The organism is Stenotrophomonas sp. FR010 (assembly GCF_047520755.2).
GTDB lineage: Bacteria > Pseudomonadota > Gammaproteobacteria > Xanthomonadales > Xanthomonadaceae > Stenotrophomonas > Stenotrophomonas sepilia.
In genome coordinates, this window is record NZ_JAXBQT020000009.1 from 148,987 (window position 1) to 171,312 (window position 22,326).

At 67.4% G+C, this 22,326-nt stretch carries 20 protein-coding genes; 13 read left to right on the forward strand and 7 right to left on the reverse strand.

The window, feature by feature from the left end; all coding sequences use genetic code 11:
- The first annotated feature begins 91 nt into the window (after positions 1-91).
- The 3 genes from olsF to ACM0PK_RS10610 all read left to right on the forward strand — a co-directional run bounded on the left by olsF (position 92) and on the right by ACM0PK_RS10610 (position 3,770).
- On the forward strand, positions 92-1,807 hold the full coding sequence (olsF, locus tag ACM0PK_RS10600; protein ID WP_414607656.1) for a bifunctional ornithine lipid synthase OlsF: 1,716 nt from the start codon (positions 92-94) through the stop codon (positions 1,805-1,807).
- Entirely contained in the window at positions 1,804-2,604 is an 801-nt protein-coding gene (locus tag ACM0PK_RS10605; RefSeq protein WP_134972419.1) for a UDP-2,3-diacylglucosamine diphosphatase, read from the forward strand. The genes olsF and ACM0PK_RS10605 overlap by 4 nt, the downstream gene beginning before the upstream one ends.
- Before the next feature lie 119 nt (positions 2,605-2,723).
- The gene (locus ACM0PK_RS10610) at positions 2,724-3,770 is read left to right on the forward strand and encodes a metal-dependent hydrolase (RefSeq protein WP_111200849.1); all 1,047 of its coding nucleotides are present in this window, start codon (positions 2,724-2,726) and stop codon (positions 3,768-3,770) included.
- A gap of 444 nt (positions 3,771-4,214) precedes the next feature.
- On the opposite strand, the gene ACM0PK_RS10615 is transcribed toward ACM0PK_RS10610, so the two are convergent.
- From ACM0PK_RS10615 to ACM0PK_RS10635, 5 genes are all read right to left on the reverse strand, one after another.
- Positions 4,215-5,042, reverse strand: a complete 828-nt coding sequence (locus tag ACM0PK_RS10615; protein ID WP_005408109.1) for a class I SAM-dependent methyltransferase — start codon at positions 5,040-5,042, stop codon at positions 4,215-4,217.
- Between the two features lie 63 nt (positions 5,043-5,105).
- The gene (gene dusB, locus ACM0PK_RS10620; RefSeq protein ID WP_111200860.1) at positions 5,106-6,101 is read right to left on the reverse strand and encodes a tRNA dihydrouridine synthase DusB; all 996 of its coding nucleotides are present in this window, start codon (positions 6,099-6,101) and stop codon (positions 5,106-5,108) included.
- A 147-nt stretch (positions 6,102-6,248) separates the two neighbouring features.
- Positions 6,249-6,680: a hypothetical protein gene (locus ACM0PK_RS10625; protein WP_134972418.1), complete on the reverse strand. Its 432-nt coding sequence runs from the start codon at positions 6,678-6,680 to the stop codon at positions 6,249-6,251.
- Between the two features lie 149 nt (positions 6,681-6,829).
- Complete coding sequence (locus ACM0PK_RS10630; protein WP_010481872.1) at positions 6,830-7,795, reverse strand: ribokinase; 966 nt, start codon at positions 7,793-7,795, stop codon at positions 6,830-6,832.
- A gap of 25 nt (positions 7,796-7,820) precedes the next feature.
- A complete protein-coding gene (locus ACM0PK_RS10635) occupies positions 7,821-9,119 on the reverse strand; it encodes a NupC/NupG family nucleoside CNT transporter (RefSeq protein ID WP_072167869.1) in 1,299 nt (432 codons plus the stop codon).
- Positions 9,120-9,312: 193 nt separating this feature from the next.
- Here ACM0PK_RS10635 and ACM0PK_RS10640 point away from each other — a divergent pair, with 193 nt between their 5' ends.
- From ACM0PK_RS10640 to ACM0PK_RS10670, 7 genes are all read left to right on the forward strand, one after another.
- Positions 9,313-10,284, forward strand: coding sequence for an aldo/keto reductase (locus ACM0PK_RS10640; protein WP_414608013.1), 972 nt, complete (start codon positions 9,313-9,315; stop codon positions 10,282-10,284).
- A gap of 287 nt (positions 10,285-10,571) precedes the next feature.
- Positions 10,572-10,766 carry a hemin uptake protein HemP gene (gene hemP, locus ACM0PK_RS10645; protein ID WP_134972417.1) on the forward strand — a complete coding sequence of 65 codons (195 nt, stop codon included), beginning with the start codon at positions 10,572-10,574 and terminating at the stop codon, positions 10,764-10,766.
- A 153-nt stretch (positions 10,767-10,919) separates the two neighbouring features.
- Positions 10,920-13,112, forward strand: a complete 2,193-nt coding sequence (locus ACM0PK_RS10650) for a TonB-dependent hemoglobin/transferrin/lactoferrin family receptor (RefSeq protein WP_414608012.1) — start codon at positions 10,920-10,922, stop codon at positions 13,110-13,112.
- A gap of 4 nt (positions 13,113-13,116) precedes the next feature.
- The gene (locus ACM0PK_RS10655; RefSeq protein ID WP_065178741.1) at positions 13,117-13,716 is read left to right on the forward strand and encodes a ChuX/HutX family heme-like substrate-binding protein; all 600 of its coding nucleotides are present in this window, start codon (positions 13,117-13,119) and stop codon (positions 13,714-13,716) included.
- Between the two features lie 72 nt (positions 13,717-13,788).
- Positions 13,789-14,718 (forward strand): DUF6607 family protein, encoded by a 930-nt coding sequence (locus ACM0PK_RS10660; RefSeq protein ID WP_005415326.1) that lies wholly within the window; start codon positions 13,789-13,791, stop codon positions 14,716-14,718.
- Between the two features lie 274 nt (positions 14,719-14,992).
- Complete coding sequence (locus tag ACM0PK_RS10665) at positions 14,993-15,523, forward strand: hypothetical protein (RefSeq protein WP_021203454.1); 531 nt, start codon at positions 14,993-14,995, stop codon at positions 15,521-15,523.
- Entirely contained in the window at positions 15,517-15,933 is a 417-nt protein-coding gene (locus ACM0PK_RS10670) for a hypothetical protein (protein WP_141239400.1), read from the forward strand. The genes ACM0PK_RS10665 and ACM0PK_RS10670 overlap by 7 nt, the downstream gene beginning before the upstream one ends.
- A gap of 78 nt (positions 15,934-16,011) precedes the next feature.
- Here ACM0PK_RS10670 and ACM0PK_RS10675 read toward each other — a convergent pair whose 3' ends face one another.
- Together ACM0PK_RS10675 and ACM0PK_RS10680 are read right to left on the reverse strand one after the other, a co-directional pair.
- Positions 16,012-18,525 (reverse strand): ABC transporter permease, encoded by a 2,514-nt coding sequence (locus tag ACM0PK_RS10675; RefSeq protein WP_414608011.1) that lies wholly within the window; start codon positions 18,523-18,525, stop codon positions 16,012-16,014.
- Positions 18,522-19,169, reverse strand: coding sequence for an ABC transporter ATP-binding protein (locus ACM0PK_RS10680; protein ID WP_005415330.1), 648 nt, complete (start codon positions 19,167-19,169; stop codon positions 18,522-18,524). The genes ACM0PK_RS10675 and ACM0PK_RS10680 overlap by 4 nt, the downstream gene beginning before the upstream one ends.
- 75 nt (positions 19,170-19,244) lie before the next feature.
- On the opposite strand from ACM0PK_RS10680, the gene ACM0PK_RS10685 reads away from it, so the two are divergent.
- The 3 genes from ACM0PK_RS10685 to ACM0PK_RS10695 all read left to right on the forward strand — a co-directional run bounded on the left by ACM0PK_RS10685 (position 19,245) and on the right by ACM0PK_RS10695 (position 22,115).
- A complete protein-coding gene (locus ACM0PK_RS10685) occupies positions 19,245-19,889 on the forward strand; it encodes an arylesterase (protein WP_134972583.1) in 645 nt (214 codons plus the stop codon).
- A gap of 87 nt (positions 19,890-19,976) precedes the next feature.
- Positions 19,977-20,690 (forward strand): response regulator transcription factor, encoded by a 714-nt coding sequence (locus tag ACM0PK_RS10690; RefSeq protein WP_002811889.1) that lies wholly within the window; start codon positions 19,977-19,979, stop codon positions 20,688-20,690.
- A 153-nt stretch (positions 20,691-20,843) separates the two neighbouring features.
- A complete protein-coding gene (locus tag ACM0PK_RS10695) occupies positions 20,844-22,115 on the forward strand; it encodes a sensor histidine kinase (RefSeq protein WP_005415333.1) in 1,272 nt (423 codons plus the stop codon).
- Positions 22,116-22,326: the final 211 nt, after the last annotated feature.

The following is a 22,326-nucleotide window of genomic DNA, read 5'->3' on the forward strand; positions in this document are numbered from 1 at the left end:
TCATCGTTCTGCCCCGAAACCGCCATCTGGCTGCCGCCTGCCGGGCGCAGGCTGTCGGCCAATCCGGCCGCCGGGCATGAGTGGATCCGCCATGCAGGAACTCGAACAGAGTCTCCAGCAACGCTTCCCCGATTGGTTCCATGGCCGTCGTGGCCAGCTGGCACGGCCGCTGCTGCGCAGCGTCGGTCGCTGGTCGCGGTTGGACCAGATCGAGGCCTTCCTGAAGCGCAGTGCAGGGTTGCGCGGATTCGGCTTCGTCGCCGCCGGCCTGGAGTTCATCGGCGGCCAGTACCAGGTGGATCCGGCTGCGCTGGCGAAGATTCCGGCCACCGGCCGCCTGCTGATTGTCGCCAACCACCCTTCCGGGGCGCTGGACGCATTGGCCTTGCTGGACGCAGTCGGCCGTATCCGCCGCGATGTGCGGATCGTGGCCAACGACCTGCTGGGGGCGATCGCTCCGCTGCAGGATCTGCTGTTGCCGGTGCGCATCCTGGGCGGCAAGGCGCAGCGCGGCAGTCTGCATGCGGTGGAGCAGGCGTTGGCCGCCGAGCAGTGCGTGATCGTGTTCCCGGCTGGCGAGGTATCGCGCCTCTCGCTGCGCGGCATCCGCGATGGCCGCTGGCAGCGGGGATTTGTCCGTTTTGCCCGCGCCGCCGGTGCACCGGTGCTGCCGGTGCGGGTGGAAGCGCGCAACTCGGCACTGTTCTATGGCGCCTCGACGCTGTTCAAGCCGGCCGGTACCGCGCTGCTGGCGCGCGAGATGTTCACCCGTCGTGGCCGCCCGCTGCGGCTGAGCATCGGCGAGCCGATGCGGCTGGGCGATGGCGGTGACCCGGGTGCCCAACTGCTGGCGGTACGCCGCGCACTCTATGCGCTGGGCCGCAATGGCGCGGCCGGCAATGCCGCTGCCTGCGCGGGCCCTGAGCCGCTGGCCGCCCCGGTGCCACCTTCGCAGGTCGCCGCTGGCATCGCTGCCGCCACCCGGCTGGGCCAGACCGCCGACGGCAAGCAGATCCTGCTGGCCACCTGCACTGCCGATTCGCCACTGCTGCTGGAACTGGGCCGCCTGCGCGAACTGACCTTCCGCCAGGTGGGTGAGGGCACCGGCCGCAGCCGTGACGTCGACAACTACGACCCGCAGTACGAGCACATCGTGATCTGGGACGCCGCCGCGCAGCGCATCGCTGGCGCGTACCGGATCATGCGTGGTGCCCACGCGTTGGCCCGGCACGGCCTGTCCGGGCTCTACAGCGCGTCGCTGTTCCGCTATTCCGACGATGCCATCACCCACATCGCCGAGGGCCTGGAACTGGGCCGCAGCTTCGTGGTGCCCGATTACTGGGGCAGCCGCAGCCTGGACTACCTGTGGCAGGGCATTGGTGCCTATCTGCAGTGCCGGCCGGGGATCCGCTACCTGTTCGGCGCGGTATCGATCAGTGCGGCGCTGCCGCGTGATGCGCGCGAGCAGCTGGTGGCGTACTACCAGCGCTATTACAGCGGTAGCGCGGGCCTGGTCGAATCGAACCGCCCCTTCCAGTACTTCGCTGCGCCGCCGAGTTTCGGCGAGCTGGATGCAGGCGCTGCGTTCGACGTGCTGAAGGCCAACCTGGCCGCGCTCGGCACCGGCGTGCCGACGCTGTACCGCCAGTACACCGATCTGTGCGAACCCGGCGGCGCACGTTTCCTTGCGTTCGGCGTCGACCCGGACTTCAGCGATTCGATCGACGGCCTGATCGAAGTGGACCTGTGCGCGATCCGGCCAAACAAGCGCAAACGCTACCTGCGCGACACGGGGACGCCGGCATGAGCACGCTGGCGAACCTGTCGCCGCATCGGCGCGCAGTGTTCGTCTCCGACGTGCACCTGGGCTCGCGCCATTGCCATGCCACCGAGCTGGCGCGATTCCTCTCGCAGCTGCGCTGTGAACGGCTGTACCTGGTCGGCGACATCATCGACCTGTGGTGGATGGCGCACCGCCGTGCCACCTGGCGGCAGTCGCACAGCGAGGTCATCCAGGCGCTGCACGCGCTGCGCCGTGCCGGCACCGAGATCATCTACATTCCGGGCAACCACGATGCTTCGCTGCGCCAGGTCTGCGGTCTGATGCTGCCGGCGATGCAGGTGCGCCGCCGCGCCATCCACGTGACCGCCGATGGCCGCCGGCTGCTGGTCGCGCACGGCGACGAGTATGACGGCGTGACCCACTTCGGCGGCCTGCAGGAAAAATTCGGTGACTGGCTGTATTACCGCATCCTCACCGGCAACCAGGCCTTGAATGCAGTGCGGCGGCGGCTGGGCATGCGCTACTGGTCGCTGTCGGAGTTCCTGAAGAAGCGCAGCGGCGCCGCTGAACGCTACATCGAGCGTTTCGTGCAGGCCGGGCTGGACGACGTGCGCCGACGCGGCCTGGACGGCATCGTCTGCGGGCATATCCACCGCGCCGCGCTGGTCGAACGCGATGGCCTGGTCTATGCCAACGATGGTGACTGGGTGGAAAGCCTGACCGCGCTGGTCGAAGACCACGACGGCGCGCTGCGCCTGCTCGACCACAGCGGCCAGACCCTGCTGGAACTACCCGGCGCGCGGTTGTCGCAAGCGGCATAACGCGCGTCTGTCCTACTGTAGAGCCGAGCCCATGCTCGGCTGACGTGGCGCCGAACGAAGAGCAGCCGAGCATGGGCTCGGCTCTACATACACCGCGCGCAAGCCGCTAGCATCGGCCCATGGATTCATTGACCCAGATCGTGCTCGGTGGCGCCGTCGCTGCTGCCATCGCTCCGCCCGGCCATCGCCGCGCGGCCCTGCTGGCCGGTGCCGCGCTCGGCACCTTGCCGGACCTCGACGCCCTGTGGCTTGGCTTCACTGCGGCCGACCCGGTGGCGAACATGACTGAACACCGCAGCTTCAGCCATTCGCTGCTGGTGCTGCCCTGGGTGGCCGCACTGATCTGGTGGTTGTTCAAGCGCTTCGGCAACGGCCGCGTCGCGCAGTCACCGCTGCGCTGGTTCTGGGCGATCCAGCTGGCGCTGGTTACCCATCCCGTGCTGGATGCGTTCACCGTCTACGGTACCCAGTTGTGGTGGCCGCTGCGGCCACACCCAACCATGGGCTCGAGCGTCTTCATCATTGACCCCGGCTACACGGTGTGGCTGCTGCTGGGCTGCGTGCTGGCCTGGTTCGGTCGTGCGCGGCCCTGGGCGGGCAAGGTGCTGGGCGCGGCGTTGCTGCTCAGCAGTGGCTACCTGGGCTGGGGGCTGATCGCCAAGGCGCAGGTCGATCGGGCCGCGCAGCAGAGCCTGGCCGCGATGGGCCTGGGCGATGCGCCGCGCTTCTCGGTGCCGATGCCGTTCAACACCCTGCTGTGGCGGGTGGTGGCGATGACACCCAGCGGCTACGTGGTGGCTGACCGCTCGCTGCTGGCCGACCATGGGCCGATGCAGTTCGAGGGCCGTCCGTCCAACGTGCAGGCACTGCGCGAAGCGTCTGCAATTCCCGCCGTGCAGCGGCTGCAGTGGTTCAACCGAGGTTTCATGCGTGCGCAGGTGGTGGACGGCCGGCTGGTGCTGAGTGACCTGCGCATGGGGCTGGAGCCGGACTACACCTTCAACTTCGTGGTGGCTGAGCAGGCCGACGGGCAGTGGCGGCCGATAACACCCGAGCAGGTGCGAGTGGATTACCGCAGCCCGGCCGCGCGCGCCGACGCAGGTCGCCGGCTGGCCGCGATGTGGCAGCGGATCTGGCATGCGCCCGTAGCCGGTGCCGCCGAGTAGATCCACGCCATGCGTGGATGAAGGGACATCGGCGGTGGCAGCCACGCATGGCGTGGCTCTACTGCGTCGATCAGCGCCCGCAGCCGGTGCCGTTGAGTAGATCCACGCCATGCGTGGATGAAGGGACATCGGCGGTGGCAGCCACGCATGGCGTAGCTCTACTGCGTCGATCAGCGCCCGCAGCCGGTGCCGTTGAGTAGATCCACGCTATGCGTGGATGAAGGGACATCGGCGGTGGCAGCCACGCATGGCGTGGCTCTACTACGTCGATCAGCGCCCGCAGCCGGTGCCGTTGAGTAGATCCACGCCATGCGTGGATGAAGGGACATCGGCGTTGGCAGCCACGCATGGCGTGGCTCTACTGCGTCGATCAGCACCCGCAGCCGGCGCCGTTGAGTAGATCCACGCCATGCGTGGATGCGGGAGCATTAGTGCCGCGTCGGCTCAATACACCGTGGCGCGGCCCTGCACGAACGAGTAGAAGAACACCGCATTCGGGTCGTTCTGCACCAGGCGGAACTCACGGCGCATGCCTTCCACGGTTTCCTCGTCCACCGAGCCGGCCTGCAGCAGCTGGTCGGCCGCCGACAGCAGCAGCTGCTCCCAGAACGCGATCATGGTCTTGCGACGCGCTGGTTCGCGGTTGTCCAGGTGGATGGTCTTGATCTCGGTATGCACATCGCGGAAGCCGCCGGCCAGCAACAGGTTGCCCAGCTTGGCGCCGACGAACGGATCGCCGCCGTGGTCGTACTGGAAGTCGTTGAAGGCCATCCAGTAGCGCCAGATGTGCGGCGAGTACGGGTCGAGCAGGAACGAGGCATTCATCACTTCGGTGATGTAGACCGGCGAACCCGGTGCCAGCACGCGGCGCACTTCGCTCAGCACGCGGGCAGGGGAGGGGACGTGTTCCAGCACCCAGCACAGGAAGGCCGCATCGAAGCTGCGGGCCTCGAACGGCAGTTCGCCGGCATCGGCCTGCTGCAGGGTGTAGCGGTCGCTGCACCACGGCGTGCGCGCCAGGTTCTCGCGCGCGGTGGCCAGCTGGGTCTCGCTCAGGTCCACGCCGGTCACGTGCAGCTCGGGGAAGCGGCGCAGCAGGATCTCGGTCTGCGCACCGACGCCGCTGCCGACTTCCAGCAGGCGCCGTGCACCGCTGTAGTCGATCTGGCCGAAGATGCTCGATTCCAGCAGGCGCGCCTGGGTCATCAGGCGCTGCTGTTCGGTGCCGGAAAACCCGTGCAGGTAGGTCGGAGAGGAGATCGGCGGGGTCATGGAGGCGGGCTCTGGGAGTTCAAGTCGGTCGAGCAGGCTCGACGTTGTGACGCGGCAGTGCGGTCAGGCGGCCGAAGGCAGCGCCGGTTCCCCGGCGATCAGGCGGTCGAAGTACTCGGTGGTCAGCGCGATCTGGCTCTGGGGGTCTTCGGCACGGTTGACCACCGCACGGAAAGCGGCATTCTCCGGCCGGTCCCTGGCATACCACCCCAGGTGCTTGCGCGCTATGCGCACGCCCTGCGGTTCGCCGTAGAACGCGTGCAGCGCATGCAGGTGGCCGAGCAGGATGTCGCGCACTTCCGCCAGCGATGGCGGCGGAAGTTCCTCGCCGGTGGCCAGGTAATGCGCCACTTCGCGGAAGATCCACGGCCGGCCCTGCGCCGAGCGGCCGATCATCACCGCATCCACGCCGGTCTGCTGCAGCACGTAGGCGGCCTTCTGCGGCGAATCGATATCGCCATTGGCGATCACCGGAATGCGCAGCGCGGCCTTGATCTCGGCAATGGTGCTGTATTCGGCCTGGCCGGTGTAATGCTGGTCGCGGGTGCGGCCGTGCACGGCCAGCGCGGCGATGCCGCTGTTTTCGGCAATGCGGGCAATGACCGGGCCATTGCGGTGGTCGCAATCCCAGCCAGTACGGATCTTCAGCGTGACCGGCACGTCCACCGCGTTGACCACGGCTTCGAGGATGCGCGCCACCAGCTGCTCGTCGCGCATCAGCGCCGAGCCGGCCCAGGCGTTGCACACCTTCTTGGCCGGGCAGCCCATGTTGATGTCGATGATCTGCGCGCCGTGGTCGACGTTGTAGCGAGCGGCTTCGGCCAGCTGCTGCGGCTCGGTGCCGGCGATCTGTACGCTGATCGGTGCCGGTTCGCCGTCATGGTCCATGCGATGGATCGACTTGCGCGTGTTCCAGAAGCGCGGGTCGCTGATGGTCATTTCCGAGGCGGCCAGTCCCGCGCCCAGCCGTTTGCACAGCAGGCGGAAGGGCTTGTCGGTGACGCCGGCCATGGGCGCCAGCACGACGTTGGGGGCAATGGTGTACGGGCCGATCTGCATGCGCCCATTGTAGAGCGCGGGCGCGGCCTGGGCGGTGTCGGCCGGCCCCGGGTTCAGGCCGATCGGCACCGACCTCATGCCGTACCGGCATCAGCAGATGCTTGACGGTTGCTTCCGTCGCCCCCAGGGGCGGGCGATGGTGGGCGGCTAACCCAGGCTTTGCCAGGCCTGGCGGGTACCCAGGGCGAAGGCCAGCCCCAGGCCCAGGCAGACCAGCGAACTGACCACCCAGAAGCGCCGGCCGTTGTACCCCGGCCGGAACAGCGCCAGGCCGAAGCCCATTGCGGCGCGCAGCAGCAGCAAGGCAGCGATGGCGGGCAGGACCAGGCGACTGGCCGGCAGTGGCGAATGCCAGCCCGCGGCGGCCAGTGCGTACAGGGTCCAGGCCACCAGCACGGCAGTGATGCCGGCGGTCATCAGCGGTGGCCACCAGTGCCCCGCATGCGCGAGCCGGACCACGCGCTGGCCGGCACCGAAGTATCTGTACCACGCGGCGCCGAAGGCGATGCAGCCGATATGCAGCAGCGCCGCGGCGGCACTGCCTGCGGCCGCGACCAGCAACCAGGGGAATCCGTCCATGTCCTGCCCGTGCAAGGAAGCTGCGCGGATGGTGGGCGAGGGGCAGGATGTGGACAATGCGACAGGCAGTCGCAGGGACCGGGTAATGGGCAAAAGAAGGGCCCAGGTGCCTGTGCACCCGGACCTCGTCATCCACGCGTGGCGTGGAATTACTTGGCTTCGGCGTCGGCCGGGGTGAAGCGCGGCATCGCCGCTGCAGCGCCTTCCTTCTCGGTCGAGCGACCGGCGAACTGGTTGGCAAAGCGCACGTGGCGGGCGAACGGGGCGTCGGCCACCTGCGCCAGCGACGCGGCCAGCGCACCGTTGAAGGCATCACCGGCACCGGTGGTGTCGATGGCCTGCACCTGCTCGGCGCCGACGCGGTAGTACGGCTGGGTATCGCCGCGCAGGTTCTCGTCGGCATGCGAGACGAACACGCCCACCGAACCCAGGGTCACCACCACGGTACCGTTGCCGACCAGCTTGCGGCACAGCGCATGCAGGCTGGCGCCATCCAGCGCGGCGACATCGTTGGCATCCACGCGCTCACCGACATGGCGGCCGAGCAGGGCGGCGAACTCGGTCTCGTTCGGGGTGATCACATCGGCCAGCTTGAGCAGGCCGATGGTCGAGGGCGCGTCGGCCGGTGCGGTGTTGAGCACGGTGGTGACACCGGCTTCGCGGGCCGTGGCCAGTGCCGCTTCGATGGTCTGCACCGGCGATTCCAGCTGTACCAGCACCACCTTGGCGCCGGTCAGCAATGCCTGCTGCTGTTGCAGGAAGTCGGTGCTGAGCGCGGCGTTGGCGCCCGGGCCGATCACGATGGTGTTACGGCCGCGCGCGTCCACATAGATGCCCGCAGTGCCGGTCGGCTCGCTGCTGGCTTCGGCAATCAGGCCGAAGCCATCCTGCGCGGCCAGTTCGCGCGCGGTGGCGCCACCGGCGTCATCGCCCAGCGCGCACACGAAGTGCGTGTCGGCGCCGGCGCGGCAGGCCGCGACCGCCTGGTTGAAGCCCTTGCCACCGGGGCCGGTGCTGTAGCGGCCGGCAATGGTCGCACCCGGTGCCGGCAGCGACTCGCACCGCCACACGTGATCGACATTGAAGGAACCGACGACAACGACACTGCTGCTCATAGGAAATCTTTTCTCAACCAGGGGTTCAACTGAAGTGCGTCAGCACGCCGGCGATGGTCGCCGTCATGAAGGTGGCAATGGTACCGCCCAACACCGCGCGCAGGCCGAACTTGGCCAGATCGTGGCGACGTTCCGGCGCCAGGCCGCCGATGCCGCCAATCTGGATCGCGATCGAGCTGAAGTTGGCAAAGCCGCACAGCGCGTAGGTGGCGATCAGGCGACCTTCGTCGGACAGGCTCACGCCCGCCACCTGGCCGTTCACGATCTGCGACAGCTCGGTGTAGGCCACGAACTCGTTGATCACGACCTTCTGGCCGATCAGCGAACCGACGGTGGTGGCATCAGCCCACGGGGTACCGATCACCCAGGCAATCGGGGCCAGCACGTAACCGAAGATGGTCGACAGGTTGGTCGGCTTGCCGATGGCAGCGGCCAGGCCGGTCACATCGCCGATCCAGGTCAGCGGGGCATTCAGCAGCGCGATCAGGGCGATGAAGGCCAGCAGCATCGCGCCGATGTTCAGCGCCAGCTTCAGGCCGTCACCGGCACCGGCAGCGGCCGCGTCGATGATGTTGCTGGAGGTCTTCTCGACTTCCATCTTCACCGTGCCGCGGGTCAGCGGGGTGCCGGTTTCCGGAATCAGCAGCTTGGCCACGACCAGGGTGGCCGGTGCGGCCATGATGCTCGCCGCCAGCAGGTGCTTGGCGTAGAAGGCCTGCTGCACCGGGTCGCCACCGCCGAGCATGCCCACGTAGGCCGCCAGCACGCCGCCGGCGATGTGGGCCATGCCGCCGATCATCATGGTCAGCAGCTCGGACTGGGTCATCCTGGCGATGTACGGGCGCACGGTCAGCGGCGCCTCGGTCTGGCCGATGAAGACGCTGGCGCAGACGCTGGTGGTTTCCGCGCCGGACACGCGCATCACCTTGGTGATCGACCAGGCCATCACGCGCACGATCGCCTGCATGACGTTGAGGTGGTACATGACCCCCATCAGCGCCGAGAAGAAGATGATGGTCGGCAGCACCTGGAAGGCGAAAATGAAACCGTAGTTCTTGGTGTCCATCAACGAGCCGAAGATGAAGCCCGAACCCTCGTTGACGAAGCTCAGGACCTTGACGAAGCCCTTGCCCAGCGCATCGAACACGTCGCGCCCGCCCGGCACCAGGATCACCAGCGCCGCGAAGGCGATCTGCAGGGTGATACCGGTGGCAACCAGCTTCCAGTCAACCGCACGCTTGTTGTTGGAAAACAACCAGGTGATGCCGATCAGCACCGCCAACCCGAACAGGCCGAAGCCGATCCTGCCCAAACCTTCGACCATGTGAGTGACTCCCCTGGGGCGTCGCGAAAAACGGGAAGCCTAGTGCAGGGCAGGGGCCGGGGCAAGAAAAAGCAGCGTGCGCGCGCCCATCGGTACCGATCAGGCCAGCAACGGCAAGGGCTTGCGGCCGGCGGCGGCAGGTAGAATGGGGCTCGATCCCGGCCCGGATGCGGGCCCGCAGCAGGAGATTCGCATGCAATACCGCCGCCTGGGCTCCACCGGCCTGCCGATTTCCGCCCTGTCCTTCGGCGCCTGGGTGACCTTCGGTGACCAGATCCCACGCGACGAGGCCCGCAACCTGGTGGCTGCCGCCTGGGACCACGGCGTCAACTTCTTCGACAACGCCGAGGGCTATGCCAACGGCCGCGCCGAACAGGTGATGGGCGATGTGATCGCCGACCTGCGCCTGCCGCGCGACGGCATCTGTGTCTCCAGCAAGGTGTTCTTCGGCAGCGCCAGGGACCCACGGCCGACCCAGCGCGGCCTGTCGCGCAAGCATGTGACCGACGCCTGCCATGCCGCGCTCAAGCGCCTGCGGGTGGACTACCTGGACCTTTATTACTGCCATCGCCCGGATCCGGACGCGCCGATCGCCGAGACCGTGCATGCCATGGATACCCTGGTGCGGCAGGGCAAGATCCTCTACTGGGGGACCTCGGAGTGGTCGGCGGTGCAGATCCAGCAGGCGCTGGACATCGCCGAAGCACGCAACCTGCAGGGCCCGTCGATGGAGCAGCCGCAGTACAACCTGCTGCACCGCGAACGCGTCGAGGTCGAGTATGCGCCGCTGTATGCCGGTGCCGGCCTGGGCACCACCATCTTCTCGCCGCTGGCCTCGGGCCTGCTGACCGGCAAGTACGACCAGGGCATTCCGGCCGATGCGCGGCTGGGCCGCGAGGGCATGGAATGGCTGCAGGCGCTGGTGCTGGGTGACGACTCCGAGGCCCGCCTGGCCCAGGTGCGCCGCTTCAGCGAAGCAGCGCGTGAGCTGGGCCACGCCCCGGCCACGCTGGCGATTGCCTGGTGCCTGCGCAATCCGAACGTCTCCAGCGTGATCCTCGGCGCCAGCCGGGTGGAGCAGCTGCTGCAGAACCTGCAGGCACTGGACGTGCTGGAGCAGGTGGATGCGGCCGGCTGGGCCGAGATCGAAGCCGCCTTCGGCTGACAGCCCTTTGTAGAGTCGAGCCATGCTGGACTTCAGATTGACCAGGTCTTTGTAGAGTCGAGCCATGCTCGACTCCGCGCGCAGCGCGTGCGTTTCCAGGCGACGGTACCAGGAGCAGTCGAGCATGGCTCGACTCTACAAAAGCGCCGCGCCATCTTTTGATTGATGACACCTATTGAATTTTCGAATTCGATCATTAATCCCATCAATCAAATTGAGAATGGTTGTTGATTGTCAACTGAGAATCATTATCATTTGAATCGTCCCTCGCACGAGTCCAGATGCTCATGAATGCTCAACCTGTACTGCTGCGCGCCGAAACGCTGACCCTCCGCGATCGCCCGGTCCGTGTCGTTCCGCCGGAAGAGGTGATCGACAGCGAAGCCCTGCTCAAGGGCCGTCGTGAAATCCTGATCCAGCACGGCGACCGCTTCTACCGCCTGCGGCACACCAGCAACGACAAGCTGATCCTGACCAAGTAACCGCGGCCTGGTCGCCCGCCTCCCTCCCTCCTGCCGGCAGCGCCGGCGGGGTGGGCGACCCGTCCGCGCCCGCTCTCTCCCCCTCGGTCTACCGCGTGCACCTCCCGGGTGTGCCGGTAACCGGGGGTTCCCCTGCCTGACCGAACGAACCCGATGACCCGCCCTACCGCCCTTTGCCTCGCCGTCTGGATGGCCCTCCCGCTGTCCGCCCATGCTGCCGCCGCGGCCACCGCCGCGCCCGATGCGCGCGACTTCGACCGCGTGCAGGTCACCGCCACCCGCACCGAGCGGGCAGTGAGTGACGTGGCGGCCACCGTCGATGTCATCGACCGCGAGCAGATGGACCGGCACCTGGTGCAGGACATCAAGGATCTGCTGCGCTACGAGCCGGGCCTGTCGGTCAGCCGCAGCGCCGCGCGCTTCGGCCTTGGCAGCATCCGCATCCGTGGCCTGGACGGCAACCGCGTGCGCGTGCAGACCGATGGCATCGCCATGCCCACCAGCTTCAACATCGGCTCGTTCTCCAACGCCAACCGCAACTTCACCGATCTGGACACGCTCAAGCGCGTGGAGATCGTGCGTGGCCCGGCCAGTTCGCTGTACGGTTCCGACGCGCTCGGGGGTGTAGTGGCCTTCGTCACCAAGGATCCGGCCGACTACCTGAAGGATGGCAAGGACAGCTACGTCGGCCTGAAGTTCGGCTACGACGGTGAGTGGAAGGGCCTGCTCGGCGGCGTGACCGGCGCGTTCGGCGGCGAACACTGGAGCGGCATGATCAACATCAACCATCGCCAGGGCCAGGAAACCGGCAACAAGGGCGATGTGCGCAGCCTCGACAACACCCGTACCGCGCCCAACCCGCAGGACCGCGACGGTCGCAGTGGCCTGGCCAAGCTGGTCTATGCACCGAGCGAGGACCAGCGCTTCCGCCTGACCGTGGAAGGCAACGAAGACAACACCGATACCAACGTGCTGTCCTCGATCGACCGCACCACCACCACCGGCATGAAGGCGCGCGACACGCAGAACCGCACCCGCGTGTCGTTCGCCCATGAAATGGATGCGCTGGACAAGGGCTTCGCCGACAACCTGCATTGGCAGCTGTATACCCAGCACAGCGAGACCCACCAGATCACCGACGAAGACCGCGCCAACCGCAGCCGCCGCCACCGCGAGTTCAACTTCGACCAGCGCGTGTACGGCCTGCAGGCACAATTCAACAAGGCGTTCAGCACCGGCAGTGTCGAACACGCGCTGACCTACGGCTTCGAAGGTGCGCGTACCGAGATCCGCCAGAAGCGCGACGGCTATCAGGTTCTGGCCAATGGCCAGACCAGCACCACCATCCTGCCCGACGCCTTCCCGGTACGCGATTTCCCGATCAGCAAGACCACCGAGCTGGGCCTGTACGCGCAGGACGAAATGCGCATGGCCGGCGGCAAGCTGTCGCTGGTGCCGGGCGTGCGCGTGGATCGCTACGAGCTGAAGCCGGAAGTGGACAGCATCTTCGCCGACGACAATCCCGGCGTTGCGGTGGCCAGGCTGACCAAGACCAGCGTCTCGCCGAAGCTGGGCGTGGTCTATCGCTTCACCGACGAATGGTCGCTGTTCGCCGGCTACTCGCATGGTTTCCGCTCGCCGCCGTACAACGACGTCAACCTGGGCTTCACCAACTTCGCCTTCGGTTACACCGCCATCCCCAATCCGGACCTGAAGCCGGAAACCAGTGATGGCATGGAGCTGGGCCTGCGCTTCCTGTCACCGGCCGCCTACGTCAGCGTCAGCGGCTACTACAACGAGTACAAGGATTTCATCGAGTCGCAGTCGCTGGTCGGCACCAACGCCCAGGGCCTGATGGTGTTCCAGTCGCGCAACATCGCCGATGCGCGCATCTACGGTGCCGAACTGAAGGCTGGCGTTGACTTCGGCCAGATCAACCCGGCGCTGCAGGGCTGGGCGCTGCGCAGCTCGGTGGCCTGGTCGCGCGGCGACAACAAGACCGAGGACACTCCGCTGGATTCGGTCGACCCGCTGCGCGGCACCGTCGGCCTGATGTACGACACCGACGCCTGGGGCGTCGAACTGGCCGGTACCTTCGTCAAGCGCAAGGACCGCGTCACTGCAGCGACGGTGTACCGCCCGGCCGGCTACGGCGTGGCCGACCTGATGGCGCACTGGAACTTCGCCCCGGGCGCGACCTTCAACGTCGGCGTGTTCAACCTAGGCGACAAGCGCTACATCGATTGGTCCAACGTGGGTTCGACGCTGTCTGCGACCAGCCGCGTGCTGGATCGCTACACCAGCCCGGGCCGCACCCTTTCCGCCAGCCTTGCCGTTTCCTGGTGACCTCATGAGCCGCGCCTTGTCCGCACGCAGGAATGACGCTATCGCCGTGCAGGGCAGCGCGGCCTGGCCGACCCCGGCACAGCTGGCCACGCTCGGCACCGTGTTGTGCCTGTACCACGCCGACGGCAACGAGCTGGGTGGCTGGCGCCAGGCGGTGCGCGTGCACGCCTGCCAGGGCGTGGACAGCGAGGGCATACGCGAAAGCCTGTGTTTCCTTGATACCCGCGGCCGCTGCGTGTGGCGCCTGTACCTGCTGCCCGACAGCGATTTCCTGGCCTGGGACCGGCTGGTCGCGGCGCTGCCGCCGGGCCCGGAGCACGACAGAGATGGCAGTGTCGGCGAACGCCTGTGGCGGCGCCTGGCCGGCCATCTTGGTGGCCAGCGCTGGCGCCTGTGCACGCTGCGCCTGCATGCCGCGGACGAGGGCCGCACGCTGGCAGCCAGCCTGTCGACCCTGTCCTCGCTGGGCGCGGCCACCGCGCGTCGCATCGCTCGGTTGGAAGGTGCCGAAGGCGAGCTGGCGATCGACGATTGCTGCTGCGCCGACGCCGCGCGCCGGCCGACACCCCGTATTCCCGGCGACCTGCCGCTGATCCGCCTGTGATCCTTTCCTGATGGAACGCCCGCCGGCCCTGGAAGGCCTCTCAACGAACCTGCAACCCCGAAGGAAGACCCGATGAAGTTCCAGACAGCCAGCGTCATGCTGTTGCTCGCTGCCAGCGGCGTGGCCAGCGCGCAGCCCTCCGACATCGCCCGCGACCACGACAGCATCCTCGCCATGCAGGGCGAGTACACCGTCGACTTCGCGTTCGACGAGACCGTGCTGCTCAAGCCCGGCTACGAGCGTGCGCCGGCGATGCGCAGCGGCGGCAGCGAAGTGGTCATCGTGGTCGAGGACACCCCGCAGCGCATCGTGCTGCAGCACCTGTTGCTCGATGAGAAGAGCGGCCACATCACCAAGCACTGGCGCCAGGACTGGGTCTACGAAGCGCCCAGCCGTTTCGAGTTCAGCGCCGACCAGACCTGGCAGGTACGCCGCATACCCGCAGCGGTGAACCAGGGCGCCTGGACCCAGTGCGTGTATGAAGTGAGCGATGCACCGCGCTACTGTGGCACCGGCAAATGGACGTACACCAACAATGTGCCGAGCTGGACCAGCGACCTGAGCTGGCGCCCGCTGCCGCGTCGTGAATACACAAAGCGCAGCGACTACAACGCGCTGGCCGTGGTCAACCGCCACACGCTCACGCCCAATGGCTGGACCCACGAGCAGTTCAACACCAAGGTGCAGCGCAACGCCGACGGCAGCCAGGTGGAGATCGCCCGCGAGTTCGGCTTCAACGACTACGTCAAGACAACCGAGGTCGACTTCACCCCGGCCCGCGCCTACTGGAAGGCCACCGCCGGCTACTGGGCCAAAGTGCGCCAGCGCTGGGACGGCTTCCTCGGCCAGGCCCCGGGCGTGCACCTGAAGACCAAGCTCGATGGCATGGCGATGATCATCCCGCTGTTCACCCAGGCCGAAGAGATCCAGTCCGGCAAACAGGTGAAGGACGCGCAGATCGACGAGGTCTTCGCCAAGTACGTGGAAAAGGCGCCGAACTGAGGCCACGTGTGGAGTCGAGCTGTGCTCGACTCCACAACCGCATCCACTCACGGCGTGGCTCTGTCGGGCCGTCCATGTGCTCTTGGTAGGTGCCGAGCTTGCTCGGCACGCTTTCGGTGGTGATGCGATTCGGTGTCTGCGCGCGTCGCCGAACGGATTGGTGCCTTGTGCGCATAAACATGACGCATTTCGCTGGATTTTGTCCGAGTCCGCTTTCCGGCTTCTGCGCATGGGGTAGGGTGGCCGCCCACGCAGTCATTGAACGTCGCCGCAGATGAAGCTTTCCGCCTTGTGCAGTCAAATGTTGTCCGGCGAAGCCTGCGATGATATCGACAGCTTCTTTCTCGAAATCGATGACTTCGAGGAAGCCGCACTTGTTTCGCGAACCCAGCGGATAGACGGGCTGCTCGCGCGTCTTGGGCCTCGATGGACATCGGCTTATCTGTTCAGTCTCTGCATGCATGTTCTGGCGACCGTTCGTATTGCCGGCAGCGCACGCGATCCAGCCGGAGCGAAGATGTTTCTGGCATTGAGCTTCACGGATTTCGAGCTGTATGCGGAAGAGGGCGTGCTGCTCCCCAACGTTTTCTACTATCCAGGTTCGGAGGGGGTCGCATTTGGAGCCCGGCGCTGGCACGAAAGTGGCAGCAACACCTCGACGGAAATCGACGCCGTGCGCTCCGTTGTCGAAGATGCTGGCCTGCTCGCGGGTTTTCGCTTCTGCGAAAGCCGCACTGATGGCCCTCCCGGTTACGAAGTTGTTCGTGTCTTTGCGATTCCAATGCATGGAAATGAGGCTTGCTGATGGTCGTTCCAGAACGCCAGATGTTCGATACCTATCTGTCTGATCCGCAGGTCTACGATCGTCTTGAACAGCATATCCACGACCACTTCATGACGGGAATCAACGCGGCAAGCCTGCGCATTGAAGACTTCCGCAGCCCGCACTACAACACGTTCTTCGTCGATGGCACTAAGGATCGCGGTGCCAACCCGATCTTCTCCGCCAAGCACCTGCCCAGCGGCAACATCATCCGGGTCGTCATTTTCGACAGCCCGCCTGAATACAGCGAAGTCCGTAAGCGGGTAGGGGATAATGAGGAGAAGGACGAGCTCTGCCTGTTCATAACGCTTCTGGGCGTGCAGCGCGCGATGAGCGCGACCGTGGCCTGGGCGCAGCAACAGGCGTCCGTCATCCCGGCCACTCGTCAGTAGACCCACGCCATGTGTGGATGCGCTTAGGTGGGGCGCGCAGCGTACAGCCGGCCCCACCCGCAGCGTGTCACGGTCGCCTCAGGCCTCGCGCAGCGCCAATGCCGGCGGCGTATGCAGGATCGCCCGCGTGCCCCACCAGCCCGCCAGCAGGCTCAAACCGATGCCGACTACGCCGCCGATCAGCAGCCCTGGCCACGGCGGCAGCAATGGCAGCTCGAACACCTTCTGCGAGACCGCCACGCCGATCGCAGCGGCCGCGCCCACTGCCAGCATCGCCGCCAGCGTGCCCAGCGCGCCGAACTCCACCAGTACCGCGCCGCGCAGTTGGCGCCGGGTCGCACCCAGGGTGCGTAGTACCGCGCTGTCGTAGCGACGCTCGCCGGCGGTGGCCTGCAGCGCGGCCAGCAGCACCAGCACACCAGCCAGCAGGCTGAACACCATCACCAGCTGCACCGCCTGCGCCACGCGCTCCATCACATCGCGCACCTGCGAAATCACCGCATCCACGTCCAGCAGCGACAGGTTCGGCTGCGCGCGTACCAGTTCGCCCAGGCCCGCCGCTTTGCCGGCCGGCAGATGGAAGGCCGACAGCAGGTTGTGCGGGGTGTCGCCCACCGCATTCGGGTTCAGCAACACGAAGAAGTTCGGCCGGAAGGTGTTCCAGTCGGCCTTGCGCACGCTGGTGACGGTGAACTCGCGTTCCTGCTCGCCCACTGCAATGGTGATGCGATCGCCCGGGTACACGCCGTAACGCTTGGCCCAGCCGATTTCCACCGAAGCTTCCGGCGCGGTGCTGTCGGCTTTCCAGAAGGTGCCATTGACCAGCGTATTGGCCGGCGGGAAGGTGCTGCGCCAGCTGAAATTCAGTGGCCGGTTCTCGTCATCGTCATCGCGCTGGCCGCCCTGGGCCGGTTGCCCGTCCTGTCCTGGCTCGCGGTCTACGCGCAGCGGCGGCTTGCCGTTGATCGCGATCAGGCGGCCGGTCGCCATCGGTTCGATGCTGGCGTCGCCGGCGCCCAGTCCACGCAATGCGGCCAGCACACTGTCGCGCTGTTCTGGCTGGATGTTGATCAGGAAGTAGTTCGGCGTATCCGCAGGCAGGCGTTCGCGCCACTGCTGCAGCAGGCCGGGGCCGGTGACTGCCAGCAGCAGCAACGCGCACAGCGACAGCGACAGCCCGACCAGCTGCATCACCGCCAGCAGGCGGCGCCGGGTCAGTGCGGCCAGGCCCAGTCGCCAGTGGCCATGCAGGCGATGCTGCAGGCCGCGCAGCAGCTGCAGCAGCACGAAGCCGACCACGCCGGCGGCCAGTGCCAGCGTGGCCAGGCCGCCCAGCACCCACAACGCCAGCTTCAGGTCGCCGGTGACTTGTACCGCCAGCAGCAGGCTGGCCGCCAGCGCCGCCACATAGGCCAGCAGTGACGCCGGCGGCAGGGCAGCGAAGGAACGGTTGAGCACCCGCATCGGCGGCACCCCACGCAGGCGCAGCAGTGGCGGCAGGCCGAAGCCGAACAGCAGCAGCAGGCCGATGCCGGCGCCGGTCAGCGCAGGCATCGCCTCGGGCAACGGCAGGCGCTGCGGCACCAGGCTGCCCAGTACCTGCACCAGGCCTTCCTGCGCGGCCATGCCCAGGCCGATGCCGAGCGCACAGGCCGGCACCGCCAGCATCAGCAGTTGCAGTGCCAGGCCCAGCAGGATGTCGCGCTGGCGCGCACCCAGGCAGCGCAGGATCGCCACCTGGTCGATGCGGCGCAGGGCGAAGCGGTTGGCCGCCAGCGCCGTGGCCACGCCGGCCAGCAGTACCGCCAGCAGCGCGCTCAGGCCGAGGAAGCGCCCGGCCAGGTCGAAGGCCTGGCGCACGCCGCGCTGGGTGTCATCCACGCTCAGCAGGCGCAGGCCCTTCACCTGTGGCAGCAGCCACTCACGCAGGGACGCGACCAGCCCGGGCGGTCCTGCAAACATCAGCCGGTAGTTGATGCGGCTGCCGGGGCCAAGCAGTCCCGTGCCTTCCACATCGGCGCGGTTGACCAGCAGGGTGGGGGACAGCGTCAGCAGGTCGCCACCGGTGTCCGGCTCGGCCTCGATGATGCCGGCGATGCGCAGCGTGCCGGCGCCGAACTCGAGATCATCGCCGGCCTTCAGCCCGAGCCCCTGCAGCAGGCGTGGGTCGGCATAGGCCTGGCCCTTGGGCGGCATGCCGGCATCGGTGATCAACGTACCGCCGGGCGTGGCCCGTACCCGCAGCGTGCCGCGCAGTGGATAGCCCGCCTGCACCGCCTTGATGCTCGCCATCTGGCTGGCCTCGCCATGGAACAGCACGCTGCCGAAGCTGGCGATGCGGGTGTAGGCCAGTCCACGCCGTTGTGCCTCGTCGGCGAATGCCTGCGGCGGGTCATCACGCCCGGCGATGCCGAGATCGCCACCGAGCATTTCCGCCGCGCTGCCGGTCAGCGCCAGGTTGACCCGGTTCACCAGCGTGCCCACCGCGGTCATCACCGCCACGCCCAGCACCAGTGCGGCGAACACGGTGAGCAGGTCGCCGGCCAGCGCCTCGCGACGCAGCGCGCGCCACGCGTGCCGCAGCAGGTTCATGCCTGGGCTCCGCGCTCAACCGGCAGCAGGCGGCCGTCGTCGATACGATGGATGTACTGGCAACGCTGCGCCAGGCGCATGTCGTGGGTGACCAGTACCAGGGTAGTGCCGCTGCCGGCGTTGAGTTCGAACAGCAGATCGCTGACGTGCTGGCCGGTGGCATGGTCCAGCGATCCCGTCGGTTCGTCGGCGAACAGGATGCGCGGCCGGGTGACGAAGGCACGCGCCAGTGCCACGCGCTGCTGCTCGCCACCGGACAGCTGGCGCGGGTAGTGGCGGGCGCGATGGGAGAGGCCGACCTGCGCCAGCACTTCATCGACCCGCGTGCGATCCTCGCGCCCGGCGAGTTCCAGTGGCAACGCGACGTTCTCGGCGGCGGTCAGCGCCGGCAGCAGGTGGAAGCTCTGGAACACGAAGCCAACCTCGCGCGCGCGCAGCTGGGCCCGCGCCTCTTCATCGAGGTCGCCCAGGTCCTGGCCCGACAGCGCAATGCGGCCCCGACTGGGCAGGTCCAGCCCGGCCAGCAGGCCGAGCAGGGTGGTCTTGCCCGAACCGGATGCGCCGACGATGGCCGCGCTGGTGCCTTCATGGACGGTCAGGGTGATGTTGTCCAGTATGTGGACTTCACCCTCCGGGCCCTGCACGGATTTGCCGACCTGGTCGACGGCGATGGCGACGGGCGCGCTGCGGGGGGACAGGCTGTCGATGAGGAGACTCCAATGTGCAAGACGGGATGGAGCCGGCGAGCCGGCGCGATGATGGTGCTGCTGCTAGGGTTCCTGCTGTTGCCGGGGCTGGCCTGTGCCAAAGGTCCGGCCGGCACCGTGCTGGTGCTCGGCGACAGCCTCAGTGCCGCCCACAATATCCCTGCCGACGCCGGCTGGGTCAGCTTGCTGCAACAGCGGGTCAGGCAGCAGTCGAAAACCCCGGCGCGCATCGTCAACGCCAGCATGAGCGGGGAAACCACCGCCGGCGCGCTGACCCGCCTGCCGGGCCTGCTGGCCAGGGAGAAGCCGACCGTGGTGGTGATCGCGCTGGGCGGCAATGACGCGCTGCGCGGGCTGACCCCGGCGCAGGTGCAGGGCAACCTGGAAAAAATGGTGCAGGCCAGCCAGAAGGCCGGTGCCAAGGTGCTGCTGCTGGGCATCGACGTGCCGCCCAACTACGGACCGGCCTACCGCCAGCGCTTGGCCGCGGCCTACAAGGCGCTGGCCACGCAGTACAAGGTGCCGCTGCTGCCGTTCCTGCTGGAGGGCGTGGCCCTGCAGCCGGGCATGATGCAGGGCGACGGCCTGCACCCCACTGCGCAGGCGCAGCCGAAGGTGCTGGACAACGTCTGGCCGCTGCTCAGGCCGCTGCTCTGAACCGTTTGTGTACCTCTTGACGGAACTTCACATCGCGTCCACCGTCGATCCGGCATGTTTCACAAAGCTGAAGTTAGAGGGAATCACATGCGTCAGACGAAGGAGACCTCCGGCTTGGTGCTGGTGGTCGAAGACAACCGCAACATCTCCGAGATGATCGGGGAATACCTGGAAGGTCGCGGCTTCGAAGTCGACTATGCACAGGACGGCCTGGATGGCTACCGCCTCGCGGCGGAGAACAGCTATGACGTCGTGGTGCTCGATCTCATGTTGCCGCGCCTGGATGGCATCGAAGTGTGCCGTCGCCTGCGCAACGATGCGCGCAAGTCCACGCCGGTGCTGATGCTCACGGCACGCGACACGCTGGACGACAAGCTCACCGGCCTCGGGTTCGGTGCCGATGACTACCTGACCAAGCCGTTCGCGATCCAGGAGCTGGAAGCCCGCCTGCGCGCGCTGATCCGTCGCGAACGCCGCCAGGTCGGTTCGGAGGTGCTGAAGGTCGCCGACCTGGTGCTCGATCCGGTCAGCATGCGGGCTACCCGTGCCGGTACCGAGCTGCAGCTGTCGCCGATCGGCCTGCGCCTGCTGACCATCCTGATGCGCGAATCGCCGCGCGTGGTCACCCGCCAGGAGATCGAACGCGAGATCTGGGGCAATGGCCTGCCGGATTCGGACACCCTGCGCAGCCATCTGTACAACCTGCGCAAGATCATCGACAAGCCGTTCGACCGTCCGCTGCTGCACACCGTGCAGAGCGCCGGCTATCGCATTGCCGATATTGCCCAGCCGATGGCCTGATCGGGGCCCGGCCTGTGCAGCATCAGGCCCGGCCGGGCAACGACCCCGCACCGGGCACGGATGACCGGCCGGCGCTGCCGCCGGTCAGCGTCCGTGCACGACTACGGCGCAGCGCGCTGCCTATAATCGCAGCGCTCTGACCGGGACCCCGCAATGCCGCACGGCCTGCCGCGCAAGATCCGTATCGCCTTCATCCTGCAGGCAGTCCTGGCCAGCCTGGGCATCCTGCTCGGTGCCTGGCTGGTCTCGCTGGTGATCAAGCACAGCCTGGTCGGCGCCGCCCTGCGCGAGGAAGCGGCCTATTACTGGACGCTGCACGAGGCGTCGCCGGTGCAGCCGCCGCCCAACACCCACAACATCCGCGGCTACCTGCTGGAAAGCGGGCAGTCGGCACTGTCATTGCCGGCCAACCTGCGCACCCTGGAGCCTGGCTTCCACGAGCTGCCCCAGGACGACCAGCTGGTGCTGGTCGACGTGCGCCCTGCCGGTCGCCTGTACCTGGTGTTCCTGCGCTCGCGCGCGGAGATGCTGGCGTTCTGGTTCGGCATCGTGCCGGTGCTGCTGACCCTGTTGGCGGTGTATGGCGCCAGCTGGGTCACCTACCGTGCCTCCAAGCGACTGGTGTCGCCGGTGAACTGGCTGGCGCGGCGCGTCTCGCGCTGGGACCCGGGCCACCCCGAAGCGGCCGATCTGGAGCCGAACAAGCTGCCGGCGGACATGCAGGGCGAGACCCGCCAGCTGGCGGCCGCACTGCATTCGCTGGCCAACCGGGTCAGCGCGCACGTGGCGCGCGAGCGCAACTTCACCCGTGATGCCAGCCATGAGCTGCGCACGCCGTTGACCGTCATCCGCGTGGCCAGCGACATGGCCCTTGGCGATGAAACCCTGCAGCCGCGCCTGCGCCGCAGCCTGCAGCGCATCCAGCGTGCAGGCCGTGACATGGAGGCGGTGATCGATGCGTTCCTGATCCTGGCCCGCGAGGCCGATGTCGAACCGCAGATCGAGCTGTTCGACGTCAACGACATCGTCCGCTACGAGGTGGACAACGCCAACGAGCTGCTGGGCAACCGGCCCGTATCGGTGCACCTGCACGGCGAAGGCCCGGTACAGCTGCACGCACCGCCGCGGGTGCTGCAGGTGGTGGTCAGCAACCTGGTGCGCAATGCCTGCAGCTACACCGACGAAGGGCGTATCGACGTGCACGTGCTCAATGACCGGGTGGTGGTGCGCGATACCGGCATCGGCATGTCCGCCGAGGCGCTGTCGCGCGCGTTTGAACCGTTCTACCGCGCCGAGCCGAGCCGTCCGCAGGGCACCGGCCTGGGCCTGTCGATCGTGCGCCGGCTGTGCGACCGCTTCGGCTGGAAGGTCAGCCTGGCCAGCGAGCCGGGCAAGGGCACCGAGGCCACGGTGATCTTCCGGTAGAGGGATTTTGCCGGGCTGCGCCCGGCACCCGCCGAGGCAACATCAACATCAAAAGCGGGCATTCCGTGGAATGGCGGGGCGGTGTGGGTTTGCAGGACACGCCGTAAACCCCCAGACCGGCCCAGCCGCTGGCGGCTGTGCGTTCGGGCGCTTGCGAAGCAGTGCTTCGCAAGCAAAGCGCCCTCACCCCTGGGGGCTCGATGGCGCCATC